Origin of the sequence: Streptomyces plumbidurans (assembly GCF_019857225.1) — a bacterium.
GTDB lineage: Bacteria > Actinomycetota > Actinomycetes > Streptomycetales > Streptomycetaceae > Streptomyces > Streptomyces plumbidurans.
Map to the genome: position 1 here is coordinate 29715 of NZ_JAFJSY010000033.1, position 21544 is coordinate 51258.

At 71.0% G+C, this 21544-nt stretch carries 23 protein-coding genes; 8 read left to right on the forward strand and 15 right to left on the reverse strand.

Annotated features, from left to right (window positions below):
- Positions 1 to 5: 5 nt before the first annotated feature.
- On the reverse strand, positions 6 to 347 hold the full coding sequence (locus JYK17_RS21560) for an Rv1322 family protein (protein WP_108014921.1): 342 nt from the start codon (positions 345 to 347) through the stop codon (positions 6 to 8).
- A 222-nt stretch (positions 348 to 569) separates the two neighbouring features.
- Here JYK17_RS21560 and JYK17_RS21565 point away from each other — a divergent pair, with 222 nt between their 5' ends.
- Positions 570 to 1601, forward strand: coding sequence for an LLM class flavin-dependent oxidoreductase (locus JYK17_RS21565; RefSeq protein WP_108014920.1), 1032 nt, complete (start codon positions 570 to 572; stop codon positions 1599 to 1601).
- Positions 1602 to 1731: 130 nt separating this feature from the next.
- Here the strand turns inward: JYK17_RS21565 and JYK17_RS21570 are convergent, their stop codons facing one another.
- Positions 1732 to 2124, reverse strand: coding sequence for an SCO5389 family protein (locus tag JYK17_RS21570; protein ID WP_016438217.1), 393 nt, complete (start codon positions 2122 to 2124; stop codon positions 1732 to 1734).
- Positions 2125 to 2435: 311 nt separating this feature from the next.
- Here JYK17_RS21570 and nucS point away from each other — a divergent pair, with 311 nt between their 5' ends.
- Positions 2436 to 3107 (forward strand): endonuclease NucS, encoded by a 672-nt coding sequence (gene nucS / locus JYK17_RS21575; RefSeq protein ID WP_016438218.1) that lies wholly within the window; start codon positions 2436 to 2438, stop codon positions 3105 to 3107.
- A 68-nt stretch (positions 3108 to 3175) separates the two neighbouring features.
- Here nucS and JYK17_RS21580 read toward each other — a convergent pair whose 3' ends face one another.
- The 4 genes from JYK17_RS21580 to JYK17_RS21595 form a co-directional block, all read right to left on the reverse strand.
- Positions 3176 to 5710 (reverse strand): ATP-binding protein, encoded by a 2535-nt coding sequence (locus JYK17_RS21580; RefSeq protein WP_222811016.1) that lies wholly within the window; start codon positions 5708 to 5710, stop codon positions 3176 to 3178.
- A 267-nt stretch (positions 5711 to 5977) separates the two neighbouring features.
- The gene (locus tag JYK17_RS21585) at positions 5978 to 6301 is read right to left on the reverse strand and encodes an STAS domain-containing protein (protein ID WP_016438220.1); all 324 of its coding nucleotides are present in this window, start codon (positions 6299 to 6301) and stop codon (positions 5978 to 5980) included.
- A 169-nt stretch (positions 6302 to 6470) separates the two neighbouring features.
- Positions 6471 to 7319 carry a 3-hydroxyacyl-CoA dehydrogenase family protein gene (locus JYK17_RS21590; RefSeq protein ID WP_108014917.1) on the reverse strand — a complete coding sequence of 283 codons (849 nt, stop codon included), beginning with the start codon at positions 7317 to 7319 and terminating at the stop codon, positions 6471 to 6473.
- Positions 7320 to 7456: 137 nt separating this feature from the next.
- Positions 7457 to 8098 (reverse strand): TetR/AcrR family transcriptional regulator, encoded by a 642-nt coding sequence (locus JYK17_RS21595; RefSeq protein WP_222811017.1) that lies wholly within the window; start codon positions 8096 to 8098, stop codon positions 7457 to 7459.
- 80 nt (positions 8099 to 8178) lie between these two features.
- On the opposite strand from JYK17_RS21595, the gene JYK17_RS21600 reads away from it, so the two are divergent.
- Genes JYK17_RS21600 through JYK17_RS21610 form a run of 3 tightly spaced genes read left to right on the forward strand, consistent with a single transcriptional unit; the run spans position 8179 to position 10330 of the window.
- Positions 8179 to 8964: an ABC transporter ATP-binding protein gene (locus JYK17_RS21600; RefSeq protein WP_108014915.1), complete on the forward strand. Its 786-nt coding sequence runs from the start codon at positions 8179 to 8181 to the stop codon at positions 8962 to 8964.
- 30 nt (positions 8965 to 8994) lie between these two features.
- Positions 8995 to 9744, forward strand: coding sequence for an ABC transporter permease (locus JYK17_RS21605; protein WP_108014914.1), 750 nt, complete (start codon positions 8995 to 8997; stop codon positions 9742 to 9744).
- Between the two features lie 13 nt (positions 9745 to 9757).
- Positions 9758 to 10330: a cob(I)yrinic acid a,c-diamide adenosyltransferase gene (locus tag JYK17_RS21610; protein WP_128801913.1), complete on the forward strand. Its 573-nt coding sequence runs from the start codon at positions 9758 to 9760 to the stop codon at positions 10328 to 10330.
- A gap of 340 nt (positions 10331 to 10670) precedes the next feature.
- Here JYK17_RS21610 and JYK17_RS21615 read toward each other — a convergent pair whose 3' ends face one another.
- Genes JYK17_RS21615 through JYK17_RS21635 form a run of 5 tightly spaced genes read right to left on the reverse strand, consistent with a single transcriptional unit; the run spans position 10671 to position 14120 of the window.
- Positions 10671 to 10889, reverse strand: coding sequence for a hypothetical protein (locus JYK17_RS21615; RefSeq protein WP_108014912.1), 219 nt, complete (start codon positions 10887 to 10889; stop codon positions 10671 to 10673).
- Complete coding sequence (locus tag JYK17_RS21620; RefSeq protein WP_108014911.1) at positions 10889 to 11296, reverse strand: hypothetical protein; 408 nt, start codon at positions 11294 to 11296, stop codon at positions 10889 to 10891. The genes JYK17_RS21615 and JYK17_RS21620 overlap by 1 nt, the downstream gene beginning before the upstream one ends.
- A gap of 55 nt (positions 11297 to 11351) precedes the next feature.
- On the reverse strand, positions 11352 to 12830 hold the full coding sequence (locus JYK17_RS21625; protein ID WP_128801914.1) for a sensor histidine kinase: 1479 nt from the start codon (positions 12828 to 12830) through the stop codon (positions 11352 to 11354).
- Positions 12831 to 12837: 7 nt separating this feature from the next.
- Positions 12838 to 13530, reverse strand: a complete 693-nt coding sequence (locus JYK17_RS21630; RefSeq protein ID WP_108014909.1) for a response regulator transcription factor — start codon at positions 13528 to 13530, stop codon at positions 12838 to 12840.
- Positions 13531 to 13541: 11 nt separating this feature from the next.
- Positions 13542 to 14120 (reverse strand): hypothetical protein, encoded by a 579-nt coding sequence (locus tag JYK17_RS21635; RefSeq protein ID WP_108014908.1) that lies wholly within the window; start codon positions 14118 to 14120, stop codon positions 13542 to 13544.
- A 161-nt stretch (positions 14121 to 14281) separates the two neighbouring features.
- Here JYK17_RS21635 and JYK17_RS21640 point away from each other — a divergent pair, with 161 nt between their 5' ends.
- From JYK17_RS21640 to JYK17_RS21650, 3 genes are all read left to right on the forward strand, one after another.
- Entirely contained in the window at positions 14282 to 15454 is a 1173-nt protein-coding gene (locus tag JYK17_RS21640; RefSeq protein WP_108014907.1) for a sensor histidine kinase, read from the forward strand.
- Entirely contained in the window at positions 15451 to 16101 is a 651-nt protein-coding gene (locus JYK17_RS21645; protein WP_222811018.1) for a response regulator, read from the forward strand. The genes JYK17_RS21640 and JYK17_RS21645 overlap by 4 nt, the downstream gene beginning before the upstream one ends.
- A 123-nt stretch (positions 16102 to 16224) precedes the next feature.
- Positions 16225 to 18051, forward strand: coding sequence for a glycoside hydrolase family 18 chitinase (locus JYK17_RS21650; protein WP_128801916.1), 1827 nt, complete (start codon positions 16225 to 16227; stop codon positions 18049 to 18051).
- Positions 18052 to 18065: 14 nt separating this feature from the next.
- On the opposite strand, the gene JYK17_RS21655 is transcribed toward JYK17_RS21650, so the two are convergent.
- The 4 genes from JYK17_RS21655 to JYK17_RS21670 form a co-directional block, all read right to left on the reverse strand.
- Complete coding sequence (locus JYK17_RS21655; protein WP_108014904.1) at positions 18066 to 18512, reverse strand: DUF2550 domain-containing protein; 447 nt, start codon at positions 18510 to 18512, stop codon at positions 18066 to 18068.
- 153 nt (positions 18513 to 18665) lie between these two features.
- Entirely contained in the window at positions 18666 to 19040 is a 375-nt protein-coding gene (locus JYK17_RS21660) for a F0F1 ATP synthase subunit epsilon (protein ID WP_108014903.1), read from the reverse strand.
- Positions 19041 to 19151: 111 nt separating this feature from the next.
- Entirely contained in the window at positions 19152 to 20588 is a 1437-nt protein-coding gene (atpD, locus tag JYK17_RS21665) for a F0F1 ATP synthase subunit beta (protein ID WP_108014902.1), read from the reverse strand.
- Positions 20588 to 21529, reverse strand: coding sequence for a F0F1 ATP synthase subunit gamma (locus JYK17_RS21670; protein WP_222811019.1), 942 nt, complete (start codon positions 21527 to 21529; stop codon positions 20588 to 20590). The genes atpD and JYK17_RS21670 overlap by 1 nt, the downstream gene beginning before the upstream one ends.
- Between the last annotated feature and the right edge of the window lie 15 nt (positions 21530 to 21544).

Here is a 21544-nt window from a genome sequence, read left to right on the forward strand (position 1 = left end):
CCGGTTCAGAACCTCGGCGCGTTGCGGGACCGCTGCACCCTCGTGGTGCGGCGGTCCTTCGCGTTCCAGCAGGCCTTGTGCCAGTGGCGGCGGTCGTCGACGCCCGCGTGCTCCGGCCAGGCCACGACGTGCGGGACGCCCGAGGGGATCAGCTGGTCGCAGCCGGGGCAGCGGTAGGTCTTGCCCTGCGCGCTCGCGCCCGCCACATGCCGTACGTTCCACTCCTCGCCCTGCCAGCTCTCGGTCGACTGCCAGCCGCCGTAACGGCCGGAGCGGTCGTCCTCGGCGCTGCGGCCGGACGTACCCGACGAGCCGGCTCCCTTGGGCCGGTTGCGACGCGGGGACACAGGACACCTCACGGGGCTATACAGGAAGCACGGGTCGTGCCCAGCCTACGGGGCTCGGAGACGCCTCGCGGACAGGACGGAACCGGCGCCGGACCCACGTCACTTGTACCCATTCTGCAGACAATCCGGAAATCTCTCCGCCAGGCCGTGTCCTCGGCACGTGTCAGACGGTTATGCGGTGTGGGGGAGCTCCGCGTCGGGGCCAAGGAAGCAGGCAGAGCAATGCGCGTTGGAAGTTTTGTGTTGGCGGCCCAGTTCCCGGGCCAGGGCCAGGGGGAGGCGCTGCACCGGGCGGTCCGCTCGGCCGAGGTCGCCGAGGAGGCAGGTCTGGACTCGGTCTGGCTGGCCGAGCACCACTTCGTACCGTACGGCACCTGCCCGTCCGCGATCACGCTGGCGGCCCTGCTGCTCGGCCGGACCCGGCGGATCCGCGTGGGCACGGCGGTCACCGTCCTGCCCACCGCCCACCCGGTGAAGGTGGGCGAGCAGGCCGCCCTGCTGCACATCACCTCCGGCGGACGCTTCTCGCTGGGCGTGGGCCGCGGCGGGCCGTGGGTCGACCTGGAGGTCTTCGGCTCGGGCATCGAGGCCTACGAGGAGGGGTTCGGGGAATCACTCGATCTGCTGCTGCGCTGGCTGCGCGAGCCGTCGGTCGCCGGTCCCCCGGGGGGCCGCTTCCCGTTCCGTGAAGTCCCCGTCGTACCAAGGCCGTCGGAGTCCCTGTCGGAGGCCGAGGGCCCCGAGGTGGTCGTGGCGTGCACCTCGCCGTCGAGTGTGCGCCGGGCCGCCGAGCACGGGCTGCCGATGCTCCTCGGGATGCATGTGGGCGACGAGGAGAAGGCCGAGATGGTGTCCCTGTGGCGGCGGCACGCACGCACCGCCGGGCACCCGGCGGACGTCGTCCTGGGCGCCGGTCATGTCTCGGCCGGCGTCTGCCAGATCGCGGACCGGCGCACGGACGCGGTGGAGGCGCTGACGAAGGCGATGCCGGGCTGGCTGAAGCAGGGGCTCGAGGCGCATGTCACGGTGGACGGCCGGATCCGGCGGATGCGCGACCCGCTGGGCTACACCGAACTGCTCTGCGGGCTGCACCCGGTGGGGACGCCGCGATTGTGCGCCGACCGGCTCGCGGCGACCAGCGAGCGGACGGGCATCTCCCGGTTCGCCCTGCTGGTGGAGGGCTCGGGAGATCTGGCGGCCACCGAGGAGAACGTCCGGCGGCTGGGCGCCGAGGTGCTCCCGCACCTCGGTTGAACGGACCTGCCCTGCAACGGATCTGCTGTGCAACGGATCTGCTGTGCAACGGACCTGCCCTGCAAGGAGCTTGCCGCCCCAGTACTGAATGCACCTCCCGCGTACGGAGCGGCAAGCAAGCGGCTTGCTCTCAGCAGTCCCTGAACTCCGGGGACTGGTTGAGCACCTGACTGCGGACCGAGGTGAAGCGGGCCAGCGTCTCGTCGACCGAGGCGTCCAGCGGGAACACCGCCACCCGGTGGCAGTTCTGGAAGGCCAGCCGCACACCGAAGTGCCTTTGCAGCGCGCCGCGTATCGCGTCACTCGCGAGCGCACGCAGCAACTGTCCGCGTGCCTGCTCGTCCGGCGGAGGCGTCTGGTTGTCGGCGAAGGTGCCGCCGTCGACCTTCAGCTGGGCCACCAGGGAGCTGATCATCTCCCATGCGTAGGGCAGGGAGGTCCGGACGCAGTCGACGAATTCGGATTCGTCGACCTCGCCTCGCTCGGCCTTCTCGAGTAGGGCCGGTGAGACGTCGAGCGACATGGGTTCTCCTCTCGCACCCCCGTGGTCGACAGGGGTTGCCGGACAGATAAGGGAGTTCGCGATACCGAACACGCTCAGTACCCGTCTCGCGACCTCCCGTTTACTACGGTAAGCAACGGACGGTGACCGCACCACAAGAATGCGTACATGGAGCGGCCTCATTGGGCCCACAATCAGCCATCAATGAACAAGGGTTGTCTCGGGTGTTCAGGGACAACAGGGGCGGCCCGCACGGCCGCGCCGGAGGCCGATCGGGCGGGCCCGGAGGGCGAATCGCGCGCGGGCGCGTGCGTCGAGTAGCGTTGCCGACCATGCGTCTCGTCATTGCCCGATGCTCCGTGGACTACGCGGGCCGGCTCACCGCCCATCTCCCCTCGGCACCCCGCCTGATCCTGGTGAAGGCCGACGGCAGCGTCTCCATCCACGCGGACGACCGCGCCTACAAGCCCCTGAACTGGATGTCGCCGCCCTGCACCCTGAAGGAGGGCGCGGACGGCGAGGAGGGCGTCTGGACCGTCATCAACAAGGCGGGCGAGAAGCTCATCATCACGATGGAGGAGATCCTCCACGACTCCTCGCACGAACTCGGCGTGGATCCCGGCCTGATCAAGGACGGCGTGGAAGCACACCTCCAGGAACTCCTCGCCGACCGCATCGAGACCCTCGGCGAGGGCTACACGCTCATCCGGCGCGAATACATGACCGCAATCGGCCCGGTCGACATCCTGTGCCGGGACGCCGAGGGGCAGACGGTCGCGGTCGAGATCAAGCGGCGCGGCGAGATCGACGGCGTGGAGCAGCTCACCCGCTACCTCGAACTACTGAACCGCGATCCCCATCTCGCCCCGGTCCGCGGCATCTTCGCGGCCCAGGAGATCAAGCCCCAGGCCCGCGTCCTCGCCACGGACCGCGGAATCGGCTGCGCGGTCCTGGACTACGACGCGCTGCGCGGCATCGAGGACGACAAGCTGCGGCTGTTCTGAGAGACAGTGCTACGACGGTGAGGGCCGGGTCCGCCGCAGCGGACCCGGCCCTGTTGTGCGCACGGTCGTCAGATCACCGCGCCGGTGGCGGTGCTCGTCGGCGTGCCGGCGGTCGTCGTAGCCGGAGCGCTCGACGACGCCGGGGCGCTGGAGGCCGGGCCGCTGGCCGAGTCCGAGGTCGACGGTGACGACGGCGGGGGCGAGGTCGGCGGCTCGGACGTCGGGGGCTCGGAGGTGGGCGGCTCGGACGTCGGCGGCTTGGACGTCGGAGGCTTGGAGGTCGGGCTGTTGGTCGGCTTCTTCGTCGGCGACTTGGACGGCGAGTGCGACGAACCGCCCCCCGAGCCCTTCGTACCGCTCGGGCTGTCGGACGGCTGGCCCGTGTCGGACGGCGGGGTCGGGTCGTCGGACGTGCCGTAGGTGCCGTCGGGGCCCGGGTCCGTCGGGCGGCTGGTCGCGGTGCCGGTGTCGCCCTTGCCGGTGTCGCTCTTCGGCTTGTCGGCGCCCAGGCTGCCGTCGTCCACTCCCTGACTGGCGGACGGGTTGACGCCCACGTTGTCGGACGGGGTGTTGGCGTCGTTGTTGGACGTCGCGCCGAGGGTGACGACCGTGCCGAGCACCGCCACCAGCAGCGCGCCCGCGCCCGCCGCGACCAGGTTGCGCCGGGCGAGGCCGCGGATCCCGGCCCGGTGCTGCTTGGGCGCCGGACCGGACGGTGACCGGTGCACGAGCAGCGTCGAGTCCTCGGAGGACAGCGGCGGCGGAACGCCCGGCAGCGCGGCGGCCACCACTCCCCCGGACGGCGACTGCGACTCCTCGTGGCGCGCGTCCGGAACCTCCTCGCCCGCGGTCGAGCCGAGCCCCGACGTCGAACCGAGCCCCGGCGTCGTGCCGGTGCGGTCGGCGACCAGGGCGAGGGCGCGGCGGCCCGCGACGGTGCCACGCTTGTCGGCGAGGGCGCCGCGCAGTCCGACGGAGGTCTCCAGCTCGGAGCGGGCCCGGTCGAACTGTCCGCCGCAGAGCGCGAGGATGCCCAACTCGTGGTGGAAGTAGGCCTGTTCGGACACCTCGCCGGAGAGCCGGGATGCCTCGGCGCCGGACCGCAGGGCCCGCTCCCAGGCGCTCCAGTGCAGACCCGCGGCGAACGCAGGCGCCGCCGTGCGGGCCAGCTGCACGGTGAGGCTCTCCTCGCCCTCGTCCGGCGCCGTCGTGGCCGGCACCAGGATGCCGAGGGCGGCGAGCACCGCGTCGGCCTCGGCGCACACCCGCTCCGGGGTGACCGAGGGGTGCCCGGCCCACCAGGCGTAGTGCTGGGCGGCGGTCAGGGCGCGGGCATCGATGTCGTCGCCGTATCCGGCGGCCTCCAGCTGCTGCAGCACCAGGGCCGCGAGGCGGTAGCGGGAGCCGACGGGTGAGAGGAGTCCGCAGGACGCCAGCTCGCCCAGCGCGGCGTCCGCGTGGGTGTCGCCGACGAGCGCGGGCAGATGGGCCTGGTGCGGCACCTCGCCGCCGAGCGCGACGGCGAACCGCAGGGTGGCGCGTGCCGAGGCGCTGAGCCGGGAGGCCAGCAGCGGCGCGGGCGCGGCGGCCTCGCCCAGCGACGGCAGCGGTATGTCGTCGCCGGTCTCGGTCTCGAAGGGCGCGTCGACGGGCAGGGCGTCCTCGAAGACGCCGAACTCGTCCACGGCGTCGGTCCCGGCCCGCAGCCGGTCGCGCTGGCGCAGCAGGGCGCCGGCCTGGACGAAGCGCAGCGGCAGGCCCTCGGACTCGAACCAGAGGTCGCCGGCCCAGTTGGCCTCCTCCTCGGTCAGGGCCCGGCCGACGGTGCGCTCGATGATGTCCACGCCGCCCGCGCGCTGCAGTCCGCCGAGGAAGACCTCTTCGAGCTCGGAGTCGGCGGAGGGCGCGGGAACGTCGGGGGTGGCGCCTATGACGAAGGCGCACTCGGGGGTCGCGTCCAGCAGCTCGTCGAGCGCGGCGCCGCCGAACTCGATGTCGTCGAGGACGACGACCGCGCCGATCTCCCGCACGTGGGCGAGCAGTTCGTCCCGTTCCGGTCGGTGCAGGGGCGCGTTGTAGACGGCGTAGAAGAGGTCGTAGAGGAGTTCGTCAGCGGTGCGGTGGAAGCCGTTGAGGCGGATCACGCCGTCGGGGGCGAGGTCCGAGCAGTCCTCGGCGATCAGGTCGAGGAGGCTGGTGCGGCCGGAACCGGCCGGTCCGGTGAGCCGGACCGAGCGGCCGCGGGCGAGGAGACGGACCAGCCGCTCGCGTTCGTCCTGGCGCTCCAGCAGCGGCAGCGACACCGGGGCCGGGCCCGGTGGGACGGGCGGCCTGGCCGCGCGTTCCACCTCGGCGCGCTCGGCCGCCGTGAGCTTCGCGGGCCGGCCCGGGCGCTCGCCCGGCGGGCAGGCCTCTATCTCGCTGCCGTCGACGGGGTTGACGGTGAGCAGGTAGTCGCCCGTGACGAGCTGCACCGTGCGTGCGAGCGCGGGCGTGTGCTGTCCGAAGTCGGGTGTGAGGGGGTCCCTGGGCGGGCGCTGGCGTGGCGTGTCGCCGCCGCCGTCATGGCCGTACTCCTCGGGTCCCCGGCTGTTCGGGTCCATAGGTTTCAAGCCCCCCAAAAGCGTCGTGTGTGCTTCCAGCCCCTCCCGGCCTTGCTGCACACCGCGCTGTCGCTTCTGGTCCGGGCCCGCTCGCAGGGACATCAGGCAGCGGGCGACCGAACCCTAAACCTTCGCTCAGTATCTACGACAGCCCGGGGTACCGCTCCGTGCGAGACGTCACAGTCTCATGAGGATTGCACCTGACATGTCCTGCGGCGCGGTGCGGCCGGTGCTCCCCCGCATCCCGGTGCACACCGATCCACGGGGTCACACGCGGGGCAGTGACTCCACCCCGATGCCCCCTTCGATCGCCAGGATCCGGTGCAACCGGGTCGCCACCAGCAGGCGCTGCATCTGCGGCGGTACGTCGCGCAGCACCAGGCGGCGGCCGCAGCGGCCGGCCCGCCGGTGGACACCCATGATCACCCCGAGTCCGGTGGCGTCCCAGGAGTCCAGTTCGGACAGGTCCAGCACCAGGTCACCGGCTCCGTCGTCGACAGCCGAGTGCAGGACCGTACGGGCGTCCGCCGCGCTGCGGACGTCGAGGCGGCCCCCGACGACCAGCTCGGCGTGGTCGCCCCTGATGTACATATGCGCTCCCCGTGAATGCGGTGGCGTACTCCGTGACGGTGGCTGTGCAACGTCTGACTGCTTCAGCGGCAACGAAGTTGCCGTCTGTAAGCGAACCGATACCGAATTCACCCCTGCGGGTGATGCTCCAGGGGCTTGTGCGGTCTCAGTGGCGGTACGTACTGATGTGTCAGTACGTGTAGAAGCCCCGGCCGCTCTTGCGTCCGATGTCCCCGGCGTCGACCATCCGGCGCATCAGCTCCGGCGGGGCGAACTTCTCGTCCTGCGACTCGGTGTAGATGTTGCCGGTGGCGTGCAGCAGGATGTCGACGCCGGTCAGGTCCGCCGTGGCCAGCGGGCCCATCGCGTGGCCGAAGCCGAGCTTGCAGGCGAGGTCGATGTCCTCGGCGCTCGCCACGCCCGACTCGTAGAGCTTGGTCGCCTCGACGACGAGCGCCGAGATGAGACGGGTCGTCACAAAGCCCGCGACGTCGCGGTTGACGACGATGCAGGTCTTGCCGGTGGACTCGGCGAACTCCCGCGCGGTGGCGAGGGTTTCGTCGCTGGTCTTGTAGCCGCGGACGAGTTCGACGAGCTGCATCATCGGCACGGGCGAGAAGAAGTGGACACCGACGACCCGCTCGGGGTGCTCGGTGGCCGCCGCGATCTTGGTGATCGGGATCGCGGAGGTGTTGGAGGCGAGCACGGTGTCCGGGCGCACGATCTTGTCGAGCGCGCGGAAGATCTCGTGCTTGACCTCGAGCTTCTCGAAGACGGCCTCGACCACGACGTCGGCGTCCGCGGCAGCGTCCAGGTCGGTGGTCGTGGTGATGCGGGCGAGGGCGGCGTCGGCGTCGTGCGCCTCCAGCTTCCCCTTGCTCACGAACTTGTCGTACGACGCCTTGATGCCGCCGACGGCACGGTCGAGGGCTTCGTCGGTGACGTCTCGCAGGACGACCTCCCAGCCCGCCTGGGCGGAGACCTGGGCGATGCCGGAACCCATCAAGCCGGCGCCGATGACGGCAAGCTTCCGTGCCACTGTTGCGACTCCCCTTTGAAACGCCTTACACGCTGTTTACGTATGTTCTTCGGCGGACCTTAGCGCTCTGTCGGTGCCGTGTGACCGGTAAGTAATGCGCGTCACGTCTCATCTGACGGACATCACACCGGCACGGGTCATTCGCTGCCCCGGACGGCGTAGTTGAGGACCTTCTCGCCCAACAGGTCCTCGATGTCGTCGAGGAGGACGAGGACTTCCCGGGACACCTCGCGCGGATCGCGCCGGTCGGCCATCGCCCGGCCGATGGCCGCCATGACCGTCTGATGGGCCCAGTTGATCTGACCCGCGATCAGGGCCGGCAGCGGGTCCGCGTCCGTGGTCCCGGTCTCCTCGCGCAGGGTCTGCTCGAGGTGCTCCTGGATCTGCTGCTGCATGCCCCACATGCGCGAGCGCAGGGAGGGGGCGCCGTGCAGGACCCGCATGAAACGGTCGTAGCCCTCCACCAGTCCGACCCCGGGCGAGACCGTCTCGACCTCGCGGCGCAGTTCGCGCAGCACGGCGTGGGCGGCCGACTCCCCCGCGTCCCGGGCCCGTACCCAGCGCGAGAGGCGGTCCACGACTCCGGCGGCACGGTCGAGGAAGAGGTCTTCCTTGGCGGGGAAGTAGTTGTAGACGGTGTTGACGGAGACGTTCGCGGCGTCGGCGACCTCGGCGACGGTCACCGCGTCGAAGCCGCGCTCGACGAACAGGCCGGTGGCGACGTCCGAGATGTACTGCCGGGTCTGCCGTTTCTTCCGCTCCCTGAGCCCCTCTGCCATGTCCGGATCGTAGTACTCGCCGGTCTCCCTGAAAATTTGGAGTCATTGCAAAATTTCAATGACTCTGTTTTTCTGGAGGCATGGCACCAGTCATCAGCGCGGCCTCGCTGGCCCGCACCTTCCAGACCAAACGCGGCCCCGTGCAGGCCGTCCGCGGCATCGACCTCACCGTCCACGAGGGCGAGATCCTCGGCTTCCTCGGGCCCAACGGCGCGGGCAAGACCACCACCCTGCGCATGCTCACGACCCTGCTCGCCCCCACCGGCGGCACGGCCACCGTGGCCGGGCACGACCTCGCCACCGATCCGGCGGGCGTGCGGCGGAGCTGCGGATACGTCGCGCAGTCCGGCGGGGTCGACGGGCAGATCGGCGTGCGCGAGGAACTCGTGACGCAGGGGCGCCTGTACCGCCTGACAAGGACTCAGGCGCTGGCCCGCGCCGAGGAGTTGGCCCGCGACCTGGACCTCACCGACCTCCTCGACCGCAGGACGGCCACGCTCTCCGGCGGCCAGCGCCGACGCCTGGACATCGCCATGGCGCTCACCCACCGCCCGAAGGTCCTGTTCCTGGACGAGCCGACGACCGGGCTCGACCCGGGCAGCCGCGCCGACCTGTGGGACCTGATCCGCGGCCTGCGCGACGAGCACGGCACGACGGTCTTCCTGACCACGCACTACCTGGACGAGGCCGACGCGCTCTCCGACCGCCTGGTGATCGTCGACAAGGGCGTGGTCGTGGCCGACGGCACGCCGAGCGCGCTCAAGCTCCGGTACGGCGGCTCGATCGACGCGAGCCTCCAGGACACGTTCCTCGCGATCACCGGCCGCGGCCCCGCGCCGGTCGACGCGGCTCCCGTAGCCGTATAACCCGTAGCCGTCACAAGGAGTCCCTCCACCATGCTGCTCCAGGACACGGCCCTCATCTACGGCCGCTATCTGCGTCAGTCCCTGCGTTCCCGTGCCGCCCTGCTCTTCGGGCTGCTGATGCCGCTGCTGTACCTCCTGTTCTTCGGGCCGCTGCTGACCGGTCTGCCGCTGGGCGGGCGGGGCAGCTCGTGGCAGCTGCTGGTGCCCGGGCTGCTGCTGCAACTCGGCCTGTTCGGGGCCTCGTTCGCGGGGTTCGCGATCATCATCGAGAAGGGGCAGGGGGTGGTCGAGCGGATGCGGGTGACCCCGGTCAGCCGGCTCGCGCTGCTGCTCGGGCGGGTGCTGCGGGACGCCACGGTCTTCGTCTTCCAGGCGGTGCTGCTGGTTCTGGCGGCGGTCGCGATGGGCCTGCGCGCGCCCCTCGGCGGGGTGCTGATCGGCTTCGCGTTCGTCGCCCTGCTCACGGTCTCGCTCGGCTCGCTGTCGTACGCCCTGGCGATGAAGGTGAGCACTCCGCAGCAGTTCGCGCCGGTGATCAACGCCATGACCATGCCGTCGATGCTGCTGTCCGGTCTGATGCTGCCGATGAGCCTCGCCCCGGCCTGGCTGGACGTGCTCTCGCACGTGATGCCGTTCCGCTATCTGGTGGACGCGGTGCGGGACGCGTACGTCGGCTCGTACGCCACCGCTCACATGCTCTACGGCGTCCTGGTCGCCCTCGGGCTCACGGTGATCGCCGTGACAGTGGGCACACGCGTGTTCCGGACGGCCGGAGCGTAATTACGCTGGCCACATGGTCAATCTGACGCGCATCTACACCCGGACCGGCGACCAGGGCACCACCAACCTCGGTGACATGAGCCGGGTCGCCAAGACCGACCTCAGGATCTCGGCGTACGCCGACGCCAACGAGGCCAATGCGGTGATCGGCACCGCGATCGCGCTGGGCGGTCTGGACGCGGAGGTCGTGCGGGTCCTCACCCGCGTCCAGAACGACCTGTTCGACGTGGGCGCCGACCTGTCGACGCCGGTGGTGGACAACCCCGAGTTCCCGCCGCTGCGGGTCGAGCAGTTCTACGTCGACAGGCTGGAGGCGGACTGCGACCGCTTCAACGAGCAACTGGAGAAGCTGCGCTCGTTCATCCTCCCGGGCGGTACCCCGGGCGCGGCCCTCCTCCACCAGGCCTGCACGGTCGCCCGCCGAGCCGAACGCTCCACCTGGGCCGCCCTCGAAGCCCACGCCGACACCATGAACCCCCTCACCGCCACCTACCTCAACCGCCTGTCCGACCTGCTCTTCATCCTGGCCCGAGTGGCGAACAAGGAGACGGGGGACGTGCTGTGGGTGCCGGGCGGGGAGCGCTGAGTGCGCCTGGCGGCGGGCGTCAGCGGGGCTTGTCGGACGGCGCGCACGGAGGCCGCGCCCGGCCGGGATCGCCGACGGTCCGTGTCGGGCGGGGTGCGTCAGCGGGCCACGCCCGGCGGGGGCCCTGGCGCACCCCGCCCGGCGGCGAGCGCCAGCAGTCTGTGACACGCGAGGAGCGCTAGGCGAGCCGCGCCGAACGAAGAGCGCTGCTGGGCCGTGACGAGCGGCGACCGCCCAGGCCGCGCAGGGACTCGGGAGCACTGGCGGGCCGCGCCCGGCGGCAAGCACTGAGGCCGCGCCCGGCCGGGAGCGTCAGCGGACCCGCGCCCGGCTGCAGCCGTCAGCGGTCCGTGTCGTCCTTTGCTGCGTCCTTGTCCGCCTGGGCCAGGGCGGACTCGGCTGCGGCGACCTTCTTCTCCATGTCCGCGTAGCCCGAGGGGCTTGTGGACGGCGAGGTGGACGAAGAGGGTGGGGTGGCCGTCGAGCCGTGATTTCCCGCGCAGCCGGCGAGCAGGGCGATGGCCAGCAGGGTCGTGGCTGTTGCCGTTCGGGTGCGCATTACTTGCTCTTTGTGCCGTTGGCGTTGTTCGCGCACCATGTGCGTACGTCGGCCAGGTCCTTCTGGCGTTGCTGCAGCGTGGTGACGAGGGACTTGCGGAAGGTGAGCCGGTTCTGCAGGTAGGTGGCGATCTCGTCGTGGCCGGCGGTCTTGGCGTTGTTCACGCGCGCCTGGAGCCGGGCGACGGAACCGCGTGTGCCGGCGCCGGCGTCCAGGCGTTTCAGGGCGCGGTCGATGCGGTGGTCGATCTTCGGCAGCCGCTTGCACAGGCGGTGCGCCCCGTCGCCGGTCGGTGCCGCCGCCGGGGAGGGCGTGCTCTCGGCCGCGGCCACACCGGTGCCGGTCGCCACGAGTGCCGCGGCGGCCATCCCGACGAGAAGGGTGCGCCTGCGTCGTCGTACGTCCATCTCAGCCTCCGTCTTCAGCGGACGGCCACCTGCGGCCGTCCGGGTCCCGGGGAGGCTAGGAGGCATCTTTGGGGAAACTCTGTGACCGTTTTGTCCCGGCGGTGGTGATCAGCCAGTCGCGCCGCGCGGGCAGCGTGCCCCCGGTGGACGGCAGCCGTACCTCGAAGCGGGCCCCGATGCGCCCGGGACCGTCGGTGACCGTGACGGTGCCCCGGTGCAGCGCCGTCTGCTGGGCCACGAGCGTCAGGCCGAGTCCGGTGCCCGCGCTGCCGGAACCGCGCCGGAACCGTTCGAAGATCCGGGTACGGGCCTCGGGCGGCACCCCGGGGCCGCGGTCGTCGACGGTCACCACGACCTGCCCGCCCGCGTCCTCTTCGGCAACGCGCCGCACCCCGACCGCCACACTCGCCCGGCCCGCCGCGTCCCGCCCGTGCGCCAGCGCGTTGGCCAGCAGGTTGTCCAGCAGCAGCCGCAGCCCCGGCTCCCAGCCGTGCACCGTCGCCCCGGGCGCCGCGTCCAGGGTGATCCGCGCGTCCGGCACCCGCGCCCGCGCCTCCGCCACCGCGGCGTCCGCCGTCTCCGACACGTCCACCGTCCGGAACGCCTCCGCCTCGACCAGGTCGCCGCGGCCCAGTTCGCGCAGCATCACCAGCAGGTTCAGCAACCGGGCATGCTCGGCGCGCAGATCGGCCAGCACCTCGGCGCGCTCGGCCTCGGGCAGCCCGGGGTGCCCGGCGAGGATGTCGAGGTTGGTGCCCATGCTCATCAGCGGGGTGCGCAGTTCGTGGGAGGCCGCCGCGGAGAAGGAGCGGGCGGTGTCCAGCGCCTCGGCAGTGCGCGCGGCCTGCTCGTCGTAGCGGGCGAGGGCCATCCGCAGGGTCGCCGCCAGCTCGTCGACCTCGGTGACCCCGGTCGGCTCGTGGTGCAGCCGGGCGGTGCTGGTGCGCGGGTCGAGTCCGGCGGTACGGCGGCCGAGGCGGCGCAGCGGCCCGCTCGCGCCGGTGGCGATGCCCCAGGCCAGCAGCCCGGACAGCGGCACGGCGAGCAGGGTCGTCCACAGCACCCGGCGCCGTACGAGCCGCAGTTGGCCCTGGTCGGCGGCGTTGGGCGAGAACACCGTCAGGGTGCCGGGGCCGCGGCCGGTGCGCACCGGCACGGTCAGTGCGCGCCAGCTGGTGGCGCCGTCCCGCACGGTGACCGGCGTGTTCCTGCGCGCCGGCAGCGGCACCGAGGCGTCCGGCTGCGGGCCTCCGCTGAAGGTGCCGTCCGGGCCGACGACGCGTACGCCGACGTCGAGGGCGGCGGTGTACAGCTGCCGTTCCCGGTTGTCGGCCGCCTTGGGCCGCCCGCCCGCGCTGGCCCGCAGCAGGGCCCGGGCGTCCGGCACCACGGCGGCGGCGCGGGCCCGCAGATGGTCGTCCTCGGCGCTGTGCAGATCGTGGTCGACCAGCCGCAGCAGCAGCCAGCCGCTGGCCAGCACGAGCAGCGGCACGGTGAGCCCGACGGCGAGTCCGATACGGGTGGACAGCCTCACGACGGCCTCACGCCTCGTCCCGGAGCACGAAGCCCACTCCGCGCACGGTGTGCACGAGCCGGGGCCGTCCGTCCGCCTCCAGCTTGCGCCGCAGATAGCTGACGAAGGTGTCCACGGCGTCGGTGCGGACGTCGAAGTCGTAGCCCCACACCCGCTCCAGGAGCTGGTCGCGGGTGAGGACCAGGCCGGTGTTGCGGGCGAGCACTTCGAGGAGTTCGAACTCGCGCCGGGTCAGCTCCAGCGGCCGCCCGTCCCGCTCGGCGGTGCGCGCGGCCGGGTCGATCACCAGGCCCGCGACCCGCAGCACCTCCCCCGCGGGCGGCCGGCGGCGCAGCAGGGCGTGCAGCCGCAGTACCAGTTCCTGCAGGGCGAACGGCTTGACCAGGTAGTCGTCGCCGCCCGCCTGCAGCCCGGCGATGCGGTCGGCCGTCTCGTCGAGCGCCGAGAGCATCAGCACGGGCAGGTCCTGGCCGTCCGCGCGGAGCCGTTCGCACACCTCGATGCCGCTCATCCGGGGCATCGACACATCGAGGACGAGAACGTCCGGCGGCGCCTGGCCGATCGCCGCGAGCGCCTCGTGACCGCCTTCGGCCGTGCGCACCCGGAATCCACTCAGCCGCAGGCCGCGCTCCAGCGAACGGCGGATGGCCGGATCGTCGTCCACGACCAGCACACCGCCGGGTCCGCCCGTCTCACTCATGCACCCCTCCCTCACCGTCCGGTCAGGGTACGGCCCTCCTCGGAACGCGCGGCAGCGTCGGCCGGGGCCTTCTTGGGCCAGATCAGATACGTCAGCGCGATCAGCCCGTGGATGCCAAGGGCCCTGAGCGCCACCCACTGGAAGGTGCGCAGCGAGGAGGTGTCGCCGTCGCCGACGTACCAGACGGCGGCCTGCAGCAGGGCGCAGGCGACCGCGGCGGCGACGAGGGTGCGCAGCCACAGCCGGCCCTCGTGCCGCGCGCGGGCCAGGCCGTACCGCGGGGGCCGGGGCGGACGCGGGGCGCCCGCGAGACGGTGGGCGGCGTGGCCGTCCAGCCAGCTGATCGTGGAGTGGCCGTAGGCGACGGTGAAGCCGATGTAGAGGGCGGCGAGGCCGTGCTCCCAGCTCGGTTCGGCGCCGTTCCTCAGGTCCACGGCCGTCACCACGAACAGCACCAGTTCGAGGACCGGTTCGCACAGCAGCAGGACCACGCTCGTACGGCGTCGTTCCAGCAGGTAGCGGACGGCGAGTCCGGCCGCGAGCAGGACCCAGAAGCCGACCTCGCAGGCGATGATCAGTGCGACGATCACGGTTCGCTCCTCACCCGGGATGCGGTCATGTCTCAAGGCTCGCGGCGACCTGCGGGCGTTGCGTCGTCGTCGCTGACGAAGTCGCGGTACATCGAAAGATGCAGCTGGGGACCCTTCCCGGGGATCAGGCGCGGGGCGCCCGTGCCGTGTTGGATGGAGACATGGCCCTGCGACTTCCCCGCCCGCACCGGTTCGACGTGTACGTCGCCGTCGGCGGTCTGCTCGGCGGTCTGCTGTTCGTGGCCGCCGGCCTCGGCACCCGCGCGGCGGGCGATCCGCGCACCCTCGTCGAGGGACGCTGGCCGGTCCTGCTGCCGCTGACGGTCATGGCCGGGTGCGAGCTGCTGCGCCGGACCGCCCCGCGCACGGCCCTGCTGACCGGCACGGCCGCGATCGTCGCGGACCAGACGACCCAGGGGAACATCGCCACGGTCCTGATGTTCACCGACCTCGTCTACGCCGCCGTCCTGTACGGCCCGCCCGCCTCGGCCCGCCGCATCCCCAGGATCACCGGGCTGCTGACGGTGGCGGGCGCCCTGGTGCCGTTCGCGGTGTGGCGCGAGCCCGAGGCCCTGCTGATCGGTGTCCTGATCGGCCTGGTCTGCTTCGCCCCGGCGGCGACCGGCTGGATCGTCCGCGACCACCGCGACGCCGCCGAGGCCGCCCGGCTGCGCGCCGAACAGACCGCGCTGCTCGCGGAGATGGACCGCGTACAGGCGGTCACCGCGGAACGGGCCCGGATGGCACGGGAGTTGCACGACATGGTCGCCAACCACCTCTCGGCGATCGCCATTCACTCCACGGCCGCGCTGTCGATCGACGAACCGGCCACCGCCCGGCAGGCGTTGACCGTGATCCGGGAGAACAGCGTGGCGGGACTGGCCGAGATGCGGCGGCTCATCGGCATCCTGCGCGACGCCGGCGCCGCGGTGGAACCGGCCGCCGCACCCACCCTCGACGGGCTTTCCGCCCTCGTCGACGGGGCCCGCGCCAACGGCCTCGACATCACGCTCGACACCGAGCACGGCGAGGTGCCCGCGCCGGTCGAACTCGCCGCCTACCGCATCGTCCAGGAGTCGCTGACCAACGCCCTCAAGCACGCCTGCCCCGGACCCGTCACCGTGGCCCTCGCCCAGCGGGGCGCTGTGCTCGACATCCGCGTGACCAGCCCCTACGGCGACCGGGACGGGCCGCGCGCCCCCGGTTCCGGGGCCGGTCTCACCGGGATGCGGGAGCGGGCCGCGCTGCTGGGCGGCACGTTCGAGGCGGGCCCCGACGGCGCTTTGTGGGCCGTGCACGCGACGCTTCCCGTGACCGAAGGAGATCTCGAATGAGCCGTGTCGTCAGGGTGCTGGTCGCCGAGGACCAGTCCGCCGTACGCGCAGGACTCGTCCTGATCCTGCGCAGCGCACCCGACATCGAGGTGGTCGGCGAGGCGGGGGACGGCGAGCAGGCGGTGGCGCTGGCCCGGGAGCTGCGCCCCGACCTGGTCCTGATGGACATTCAGATGCCGCGTCTGGACGGGGTGTCGGCGACCCGGAAGGTCGTCGAGGAGCGCCACGCGGACGTGCTCGTGCTGACCACCTTCGACCTCGACGAGTATGTGTTCGGCGCGCTGCGCGCGGGGGCCGCGGGCTTTCTGCTCAAGAACACCGACGCGAAGGACCTGCTGGCGGCGGTACGCACGGTCGCGCGCGGCGAGGGCCTGATCGCCCCGGCCGTCACCCGCCGCCTCATCGCCGAGTTCGCCGCCCGGCCGGTGCGTGAGCCGGCCGCCGATCCCGCCGTACTGGAGTCGCTCACCCGGCGCGAGCGCGAGGTGCTGTCCTGCCTGGGCGAGGGGATGTCCAACGCCGACATCGCGGCCCGCCTGGAGATGGCCGAGGCCACGGTGAAGACGCACGTCAGCCGATTGCTCGCGAAGTTGGAGCTACGCAGCCGGGTGCAAGCGGCGGTGCTGGCACAGGAGTTGGGAATCTGACGCAATCCATACCGCAATTGGTACAGACCTATTGACCGGTGGTCCAGACCTTTCTATTCTCGCGGCACCGTGGGCGCGAAGGCTCAGTTGCGCCCTCATCCCCTTACACGAGGGAGGCGCAGCATGCGCTTCAGACACAGAGCCGCGGCAGGGTTCGCGACCCTGCTGCTCCCCCTGGCGGGCCTGGTCGGCCTCGCGAGCCCCGCCCAGGCCGCGACGAACGCGACCGCCACGTACACCAAGACCCAGGACTGGGGCACCGGCTTCGGTGGTCAGTGGACCATCAAGAACACCGGGACCAGCAGCATCAGTTCGTGGACCGTCGAGTGGGACTACCCCTCCGGTACGTCCGTCACCTCCGCGTGGGACGCGGATGTCACGAGCTCCGGCACCCACTGGACCGCCAAGAACAAGTCCTACAACGGCACCCTCGCCCCCGGTGCCTCCGTCTCCTTCGGCTTCAACGGCGCCGGTTCCGGCTCCCCCTCCAACTGCAAGCTCAACGGCGACAGTTGTGACGGCACCACGGTCCCCGGCGACGCGGCACCCTCCGCGCCCGGCACCCCCACCGCCTCCTCCGTCACCGACACCTCGGTGAAGCTGTCCTGGGGCGCGGCCACCGACGACAAGGGCATCAAGAACTACGACGTCCTGCGCGACGGGGCCAAGGTCGCCACGGTCACCACGACGTCGTACACGGACACCGGCCTGACCGCCGGCACCGACTACTCCTACACGGTCCAGGCCCGTGACACCGCCGACCAGACCGGCCCGGCGAGCAGCGCGGTCGCCGTGCACACCACCGGCGGCACCACCGACCCGCCACCGACCGGCGGCGACAAGGTCAAGCTCGGCTACTTCACCGAGTGGGGCATCTACGGCCGCAACTACAACGTCAAGAACCTGGTGACGTCGGGCTCCGCCGCGAAGATCACGCACATCAACTACGCCTTCGGCAACGTCACCAACGGCCAGTGCGCGATCGGCGACTCCTACGCCGACTACGACAAGGCGTTCACCGCCGACCAGTCCGTCAGCGGCGTCGCGGACACCTGGGACCAGCCGCTGCGCGGCAACTTCAACCAGCTGCGCGAGCTGAAGGCCAAGTACCCGAACCTCAAGGTGCTGTGGTCCTTCGGCGGCTGGACCTGGTCCGGCGGCTTCGCCCAGGCGGCGGCCAACCCGACCGCGTTCGCGGACTCCTGCTACAACCTGGTCAAGGACCCGCGCTGGGCCGATGTCTTCGACGGCATCGACATCGACTGGGAGTACCCCAACGCCTGCGGTCTGAGCTGCGACACCAGCGGTGCGGCGGCGTACAAGAACCTGATGGCCGCGCTGCGCGCCAAGTTCGGCTCGAACAACCTGGTCACCGGCGCGGTCACCGCGGACGGTTCGGCCGGCGGCAAGATCGAGGCCGCGGACTACGCGGGCGCCGCCCAGTACGTCGACTGGTACAACGTGATGACGTACGACTTCTTCGGCGCCTGGGACGCGCAGGGCCCGACCGCCCCGCACTCCCCGCTCACCTCGTACTCCGGCATCCCGAAGGCCGGCTGGACCACGGCCGACGCGATGGCCAAGTTCAAGGCGATCGGCGTGCCCGCGAAGAAACTGCTCATCGGCATCGGCTTCTACGGCCGCGGCTGGACCGGTGTCACCCAGGACGCCCCGGGCGGCACGGCGACGGGCCCGGCGGCCGGTACGTACGAGCAGGGCATCGAGGACTACAAGGTGCTCAAGACGTCCTGCCCGGCCACCGGCACGGTCGCGGGCACGGCGTACGCGCACTGCGGCAGCAACTGGTGGTCCTACGACACCCCGTCGACCATCGCCGGGAAGATGAGCTGGGCCAAGTCCCAGGGTCTCGGCGGTGCGTTCTTCTGGGAGTTCAGCGGTGACACCAGCAACGGCGAGCTGGTGAGCGCCATCAACAGCGGCCTGTCGTAGGGGAGTTACGGCTCTCAGGCGACGTTGACGCGCTGACCGGGCGGGGCTGCCTCAAGCCACGCGAGGAAACCGGTCAGCGCGTCGTCGCTCATGGCGAGTTCAAGGCGCGTGCCCCGGTGCAGACAGGTCAGGACGACGGAGTCGGAGAGCAGCGCCAGCTCCTCCTCGCCCTCGGGCAGACGGCGGCCGGCGACCTCGATCGCGGCGCGCTCCAGGGTGCGGCGCGGGCGGTAGGCGTAGGAGAAGACGCGGTACCACTCGATGCGGTCGCCGTTGTAGCGGGCGACGCCGTAACTCCAGCCTTTTCCGCTGGTGTCGGGCTTCTCCGGGACGTCCCAGCGCAGCGAACAGTCGAAGGTGCCGCCGGAGCGCTGGATGAGTCTGCGGCGCAGGCCGAAGACGAACAGCCCCAGCACCACCAGGGCCACGACGATTCCGCACACAGTCAGAGCGAGGACCATCGACACCGACCTCCTCGTCTCCCAGATAGTGGAACTGCGTTCGACACTAGGTAATGAAACGGAAAAGACACCTACATCTGCCTCAGCCGCGGCCTGCACCGGATTGCTCCGGGCCGGCCGCGGCTGAGTGATGCGTTCACACCTGCAGCGGGATCAGCGCCCCGTCGCCGCCCGCAGTCGGACGTCCGCCCGGCGCTCGGCGTAGGCGTCGGCGTCCGACTTCGCGCGGTCGAGCGCCCGCTCGGCGCGCTGGACGTCGATCTCGTCCGCGAGCTCCGCGATCTCCGCCAGCAGCGACAGCTTGTTGTCCGCGAACGAGATGAAACCGCCGTGCACCGCAGCGACGACCGTTCCACCATCACTCGTACGGATGGTCACAGGGCCCGACTCCAGCACGCTGAGCAGCGGCTGGTGACCGGGCATGACGCCGATATCGCCGGACGCGGTGCGAGCGACGACCAGACGGGCCTCACCGGACCAGACCTGGCGGTCGGCAGCGACCAGCTCGACGTGCAGCTCAGCAGCCAAGGGTGGCTCCTCTGGTCACCACCCGGCGGTGTCGCCGGGTGTTGGTTACAAGTCTAGTGGGCGTGACGAAGGGGGCGGGACGCGCCCGCCCCCTTCAAGTGAGCCGGCGGCTCAGGAGACGCCCAGCTCCTTGGCGTTGGCCTTGAGGTCCTCCAGGCCACCGCACATGAAGAACGCCTGCTCGGGGAAGTGGTCGTAGTCGCCGTCGCAGATCGCGTTGAACGCGGCGATCGACTCGTCCAGCGGAACGTCCGACCCGTCGACGCCGGTGAACTGCTTGGCGGCGTGGGTGTTCTGGGACAGGAAGCGCTCCACACGACGGGCACGGTGGACGACGAGCTTGTCCTCCTCGCCCAGTTCGTCGATACCGAGGATCGCGATGATGTCCTGGAGGTCCTTGTACTTCTGCAGGATCGTCTTGACGCGCATGGCGGCGTCGTAGTGGTCCTGCGCGATGTAGCGCGGGTCCAGGATGCGGGACGTGGAGTCCAGCGGGTCCACGGCCGGGTAGATGCCCTTCTCGGAGATCGGACGGGACAGAACCGTCGTCGCGTCGAGGTGGGCGAAGGTGGTGGCCGGGGCCGGGTCGGTCAGGTCGTCCGCGGGGACGTAGATCGCCTGCATCGAGGTGATCGAGTGACCACGCGTGGAGGTGATGCGCTCCTGCAGCTGACCCATCTCGTCGGCCAGGTTCGGCTGGTAACCCACCGCGGACGGCATACGGCCGAGCAGCGTGGAGACCTCGGAACCGGCCTGCGTGAAGCGGAAGATGTTGTCGATGAAGAACAGCACGTCCTGCTTCTGGACGTCACGGAAGTACTCGGCCATGGTCAGGCCGGCCAGCGCGACGCGCAGACGGGTGCCCGGGGGCTCGTCCATCTGGCCGAAGACCAGCGCGGTCTTGTCCAGAACGCCGGACTCCTCCATCTCCGCGATGAGGTCGTTGCCCTCACGGGTACGCTCGCCGACGCCCGCGAAGACGGAGACGCCCTCGTGGAGGTTGGCGACACGCATGATCATTTCCTGGATCAGCACGGTCTTGCCGACACCGGCGCCACCGAACAGACCGATCTTGCCGCCCCTGACGTACGGGGTCAGCAGGTCGACGACCTTCAGGCCGGTCTCGAACATCTCGGTCTTCGACTCGAGCTGGTCGAACGCCGGGGCCTTGCGGTGGATGGTCCAGCGCTCACCGTCGTAGGCCTCGTCGCTGTTGAGCACCTCACCGAGGGTGTTGAACACCTTGCCCTTGGTGAAGTCGCCGACCGGGACGCTGATGCCCTTGCCCGTGTCGGTCACCGTGGCCTGGCGGACCAGACCGTCGGTGGGCTGCATGGAGATGGTGCGGACCAGGCCGTCACCCAGGTGCTGGGCGACCTCCAGGGTCAGCGTCTTCTTCTCGCCGGCGTTGGCCGGGTCGGCCACCTCGACGTGCAGCGCGTTGTAGATCTCCGGCATCGCGTCGACGGGGAACTCCACGTCGACGACCGGGCCGATGACCCGGGCGACGCGGCCCGTGGCAACGGCCGTCTCAACAGTGGTCGTCATTACTTGTCACTCCCCGCGGTCGCGTCGGCCAGGGCGCTGGCGCCACCGACGATCTCGCTGATTTCCTGGGTGATTTCGGCCTGGCGGGCCGCGTTGGCAAGGCGGGAGAGCGTGTTGATCAGCTCGCCCGCGTTGTCGGTCGCCGACTTCATCGCGCGGCGCGTGGCGGCGTGCTTGGAGGCAGCCGACTGGAGCAGCGCGTTGTAGATACGGCTCTCGACGTAGCGCGGCAGCAGGGCGTCGAGGACGTCCTCCGCCGACGGTTCGAACTCGTAGAGCGGACGGGGCTGGCCCTTGGCGGGCGCTTCCGTGCCGGTGGCCGCCGACGCATCGGTGGACACGTCCTCGAGGCGCAGCGGCAGCAGGCGGCCGTCGACCGCCGTCTGCGTCATCATCGAGACGAACTCGGTGTAGACGATGTGGAGTTCGTCCACGCCGCCCTCCGCCGTGTCCTTCTCTATGGCCTCGATCAGCGGCCCCGCGATCTTCTTGGCGTCGCCGTACGAGGGCTCGTCCGTGAACCCTGTCCACGAGTGCGCGATCGTGCGCTCGCGGAAGTTGTAGTGGGCGATGCCACGGCGGCCGACGATGTACGTGTCGACAGCCTTGCCCTCGGCCTCAAGGCGCGCGGTGAGGCGCTCGGCCGCCTTGATGGCGTTGGAGTTGAAGGCGCCGGCCAGACCGCGGTCGCTCGTCAGGAGCAGCACCGCGGCACGGCTCGCCGACTCCACCTCCGTGGTCAGCGGGTGCTTGGTGTTCGAACCGGTACCGACAGCCGTGACCGCGCGGGTGAGCTCGGTCGCGTAGGGCGTGGAGGCGGTCACCTTGCGCTGCGCCTTGACGACGCGCGAGGCGGCGATCATCTCCATCGCCTTCGTGATCTTCTTGGTCGCGGTGACGGATCGGATGCGACGCTTGTAGACCCGGAGCTGGGCTCCCATGAGTCAGGTCCCTTC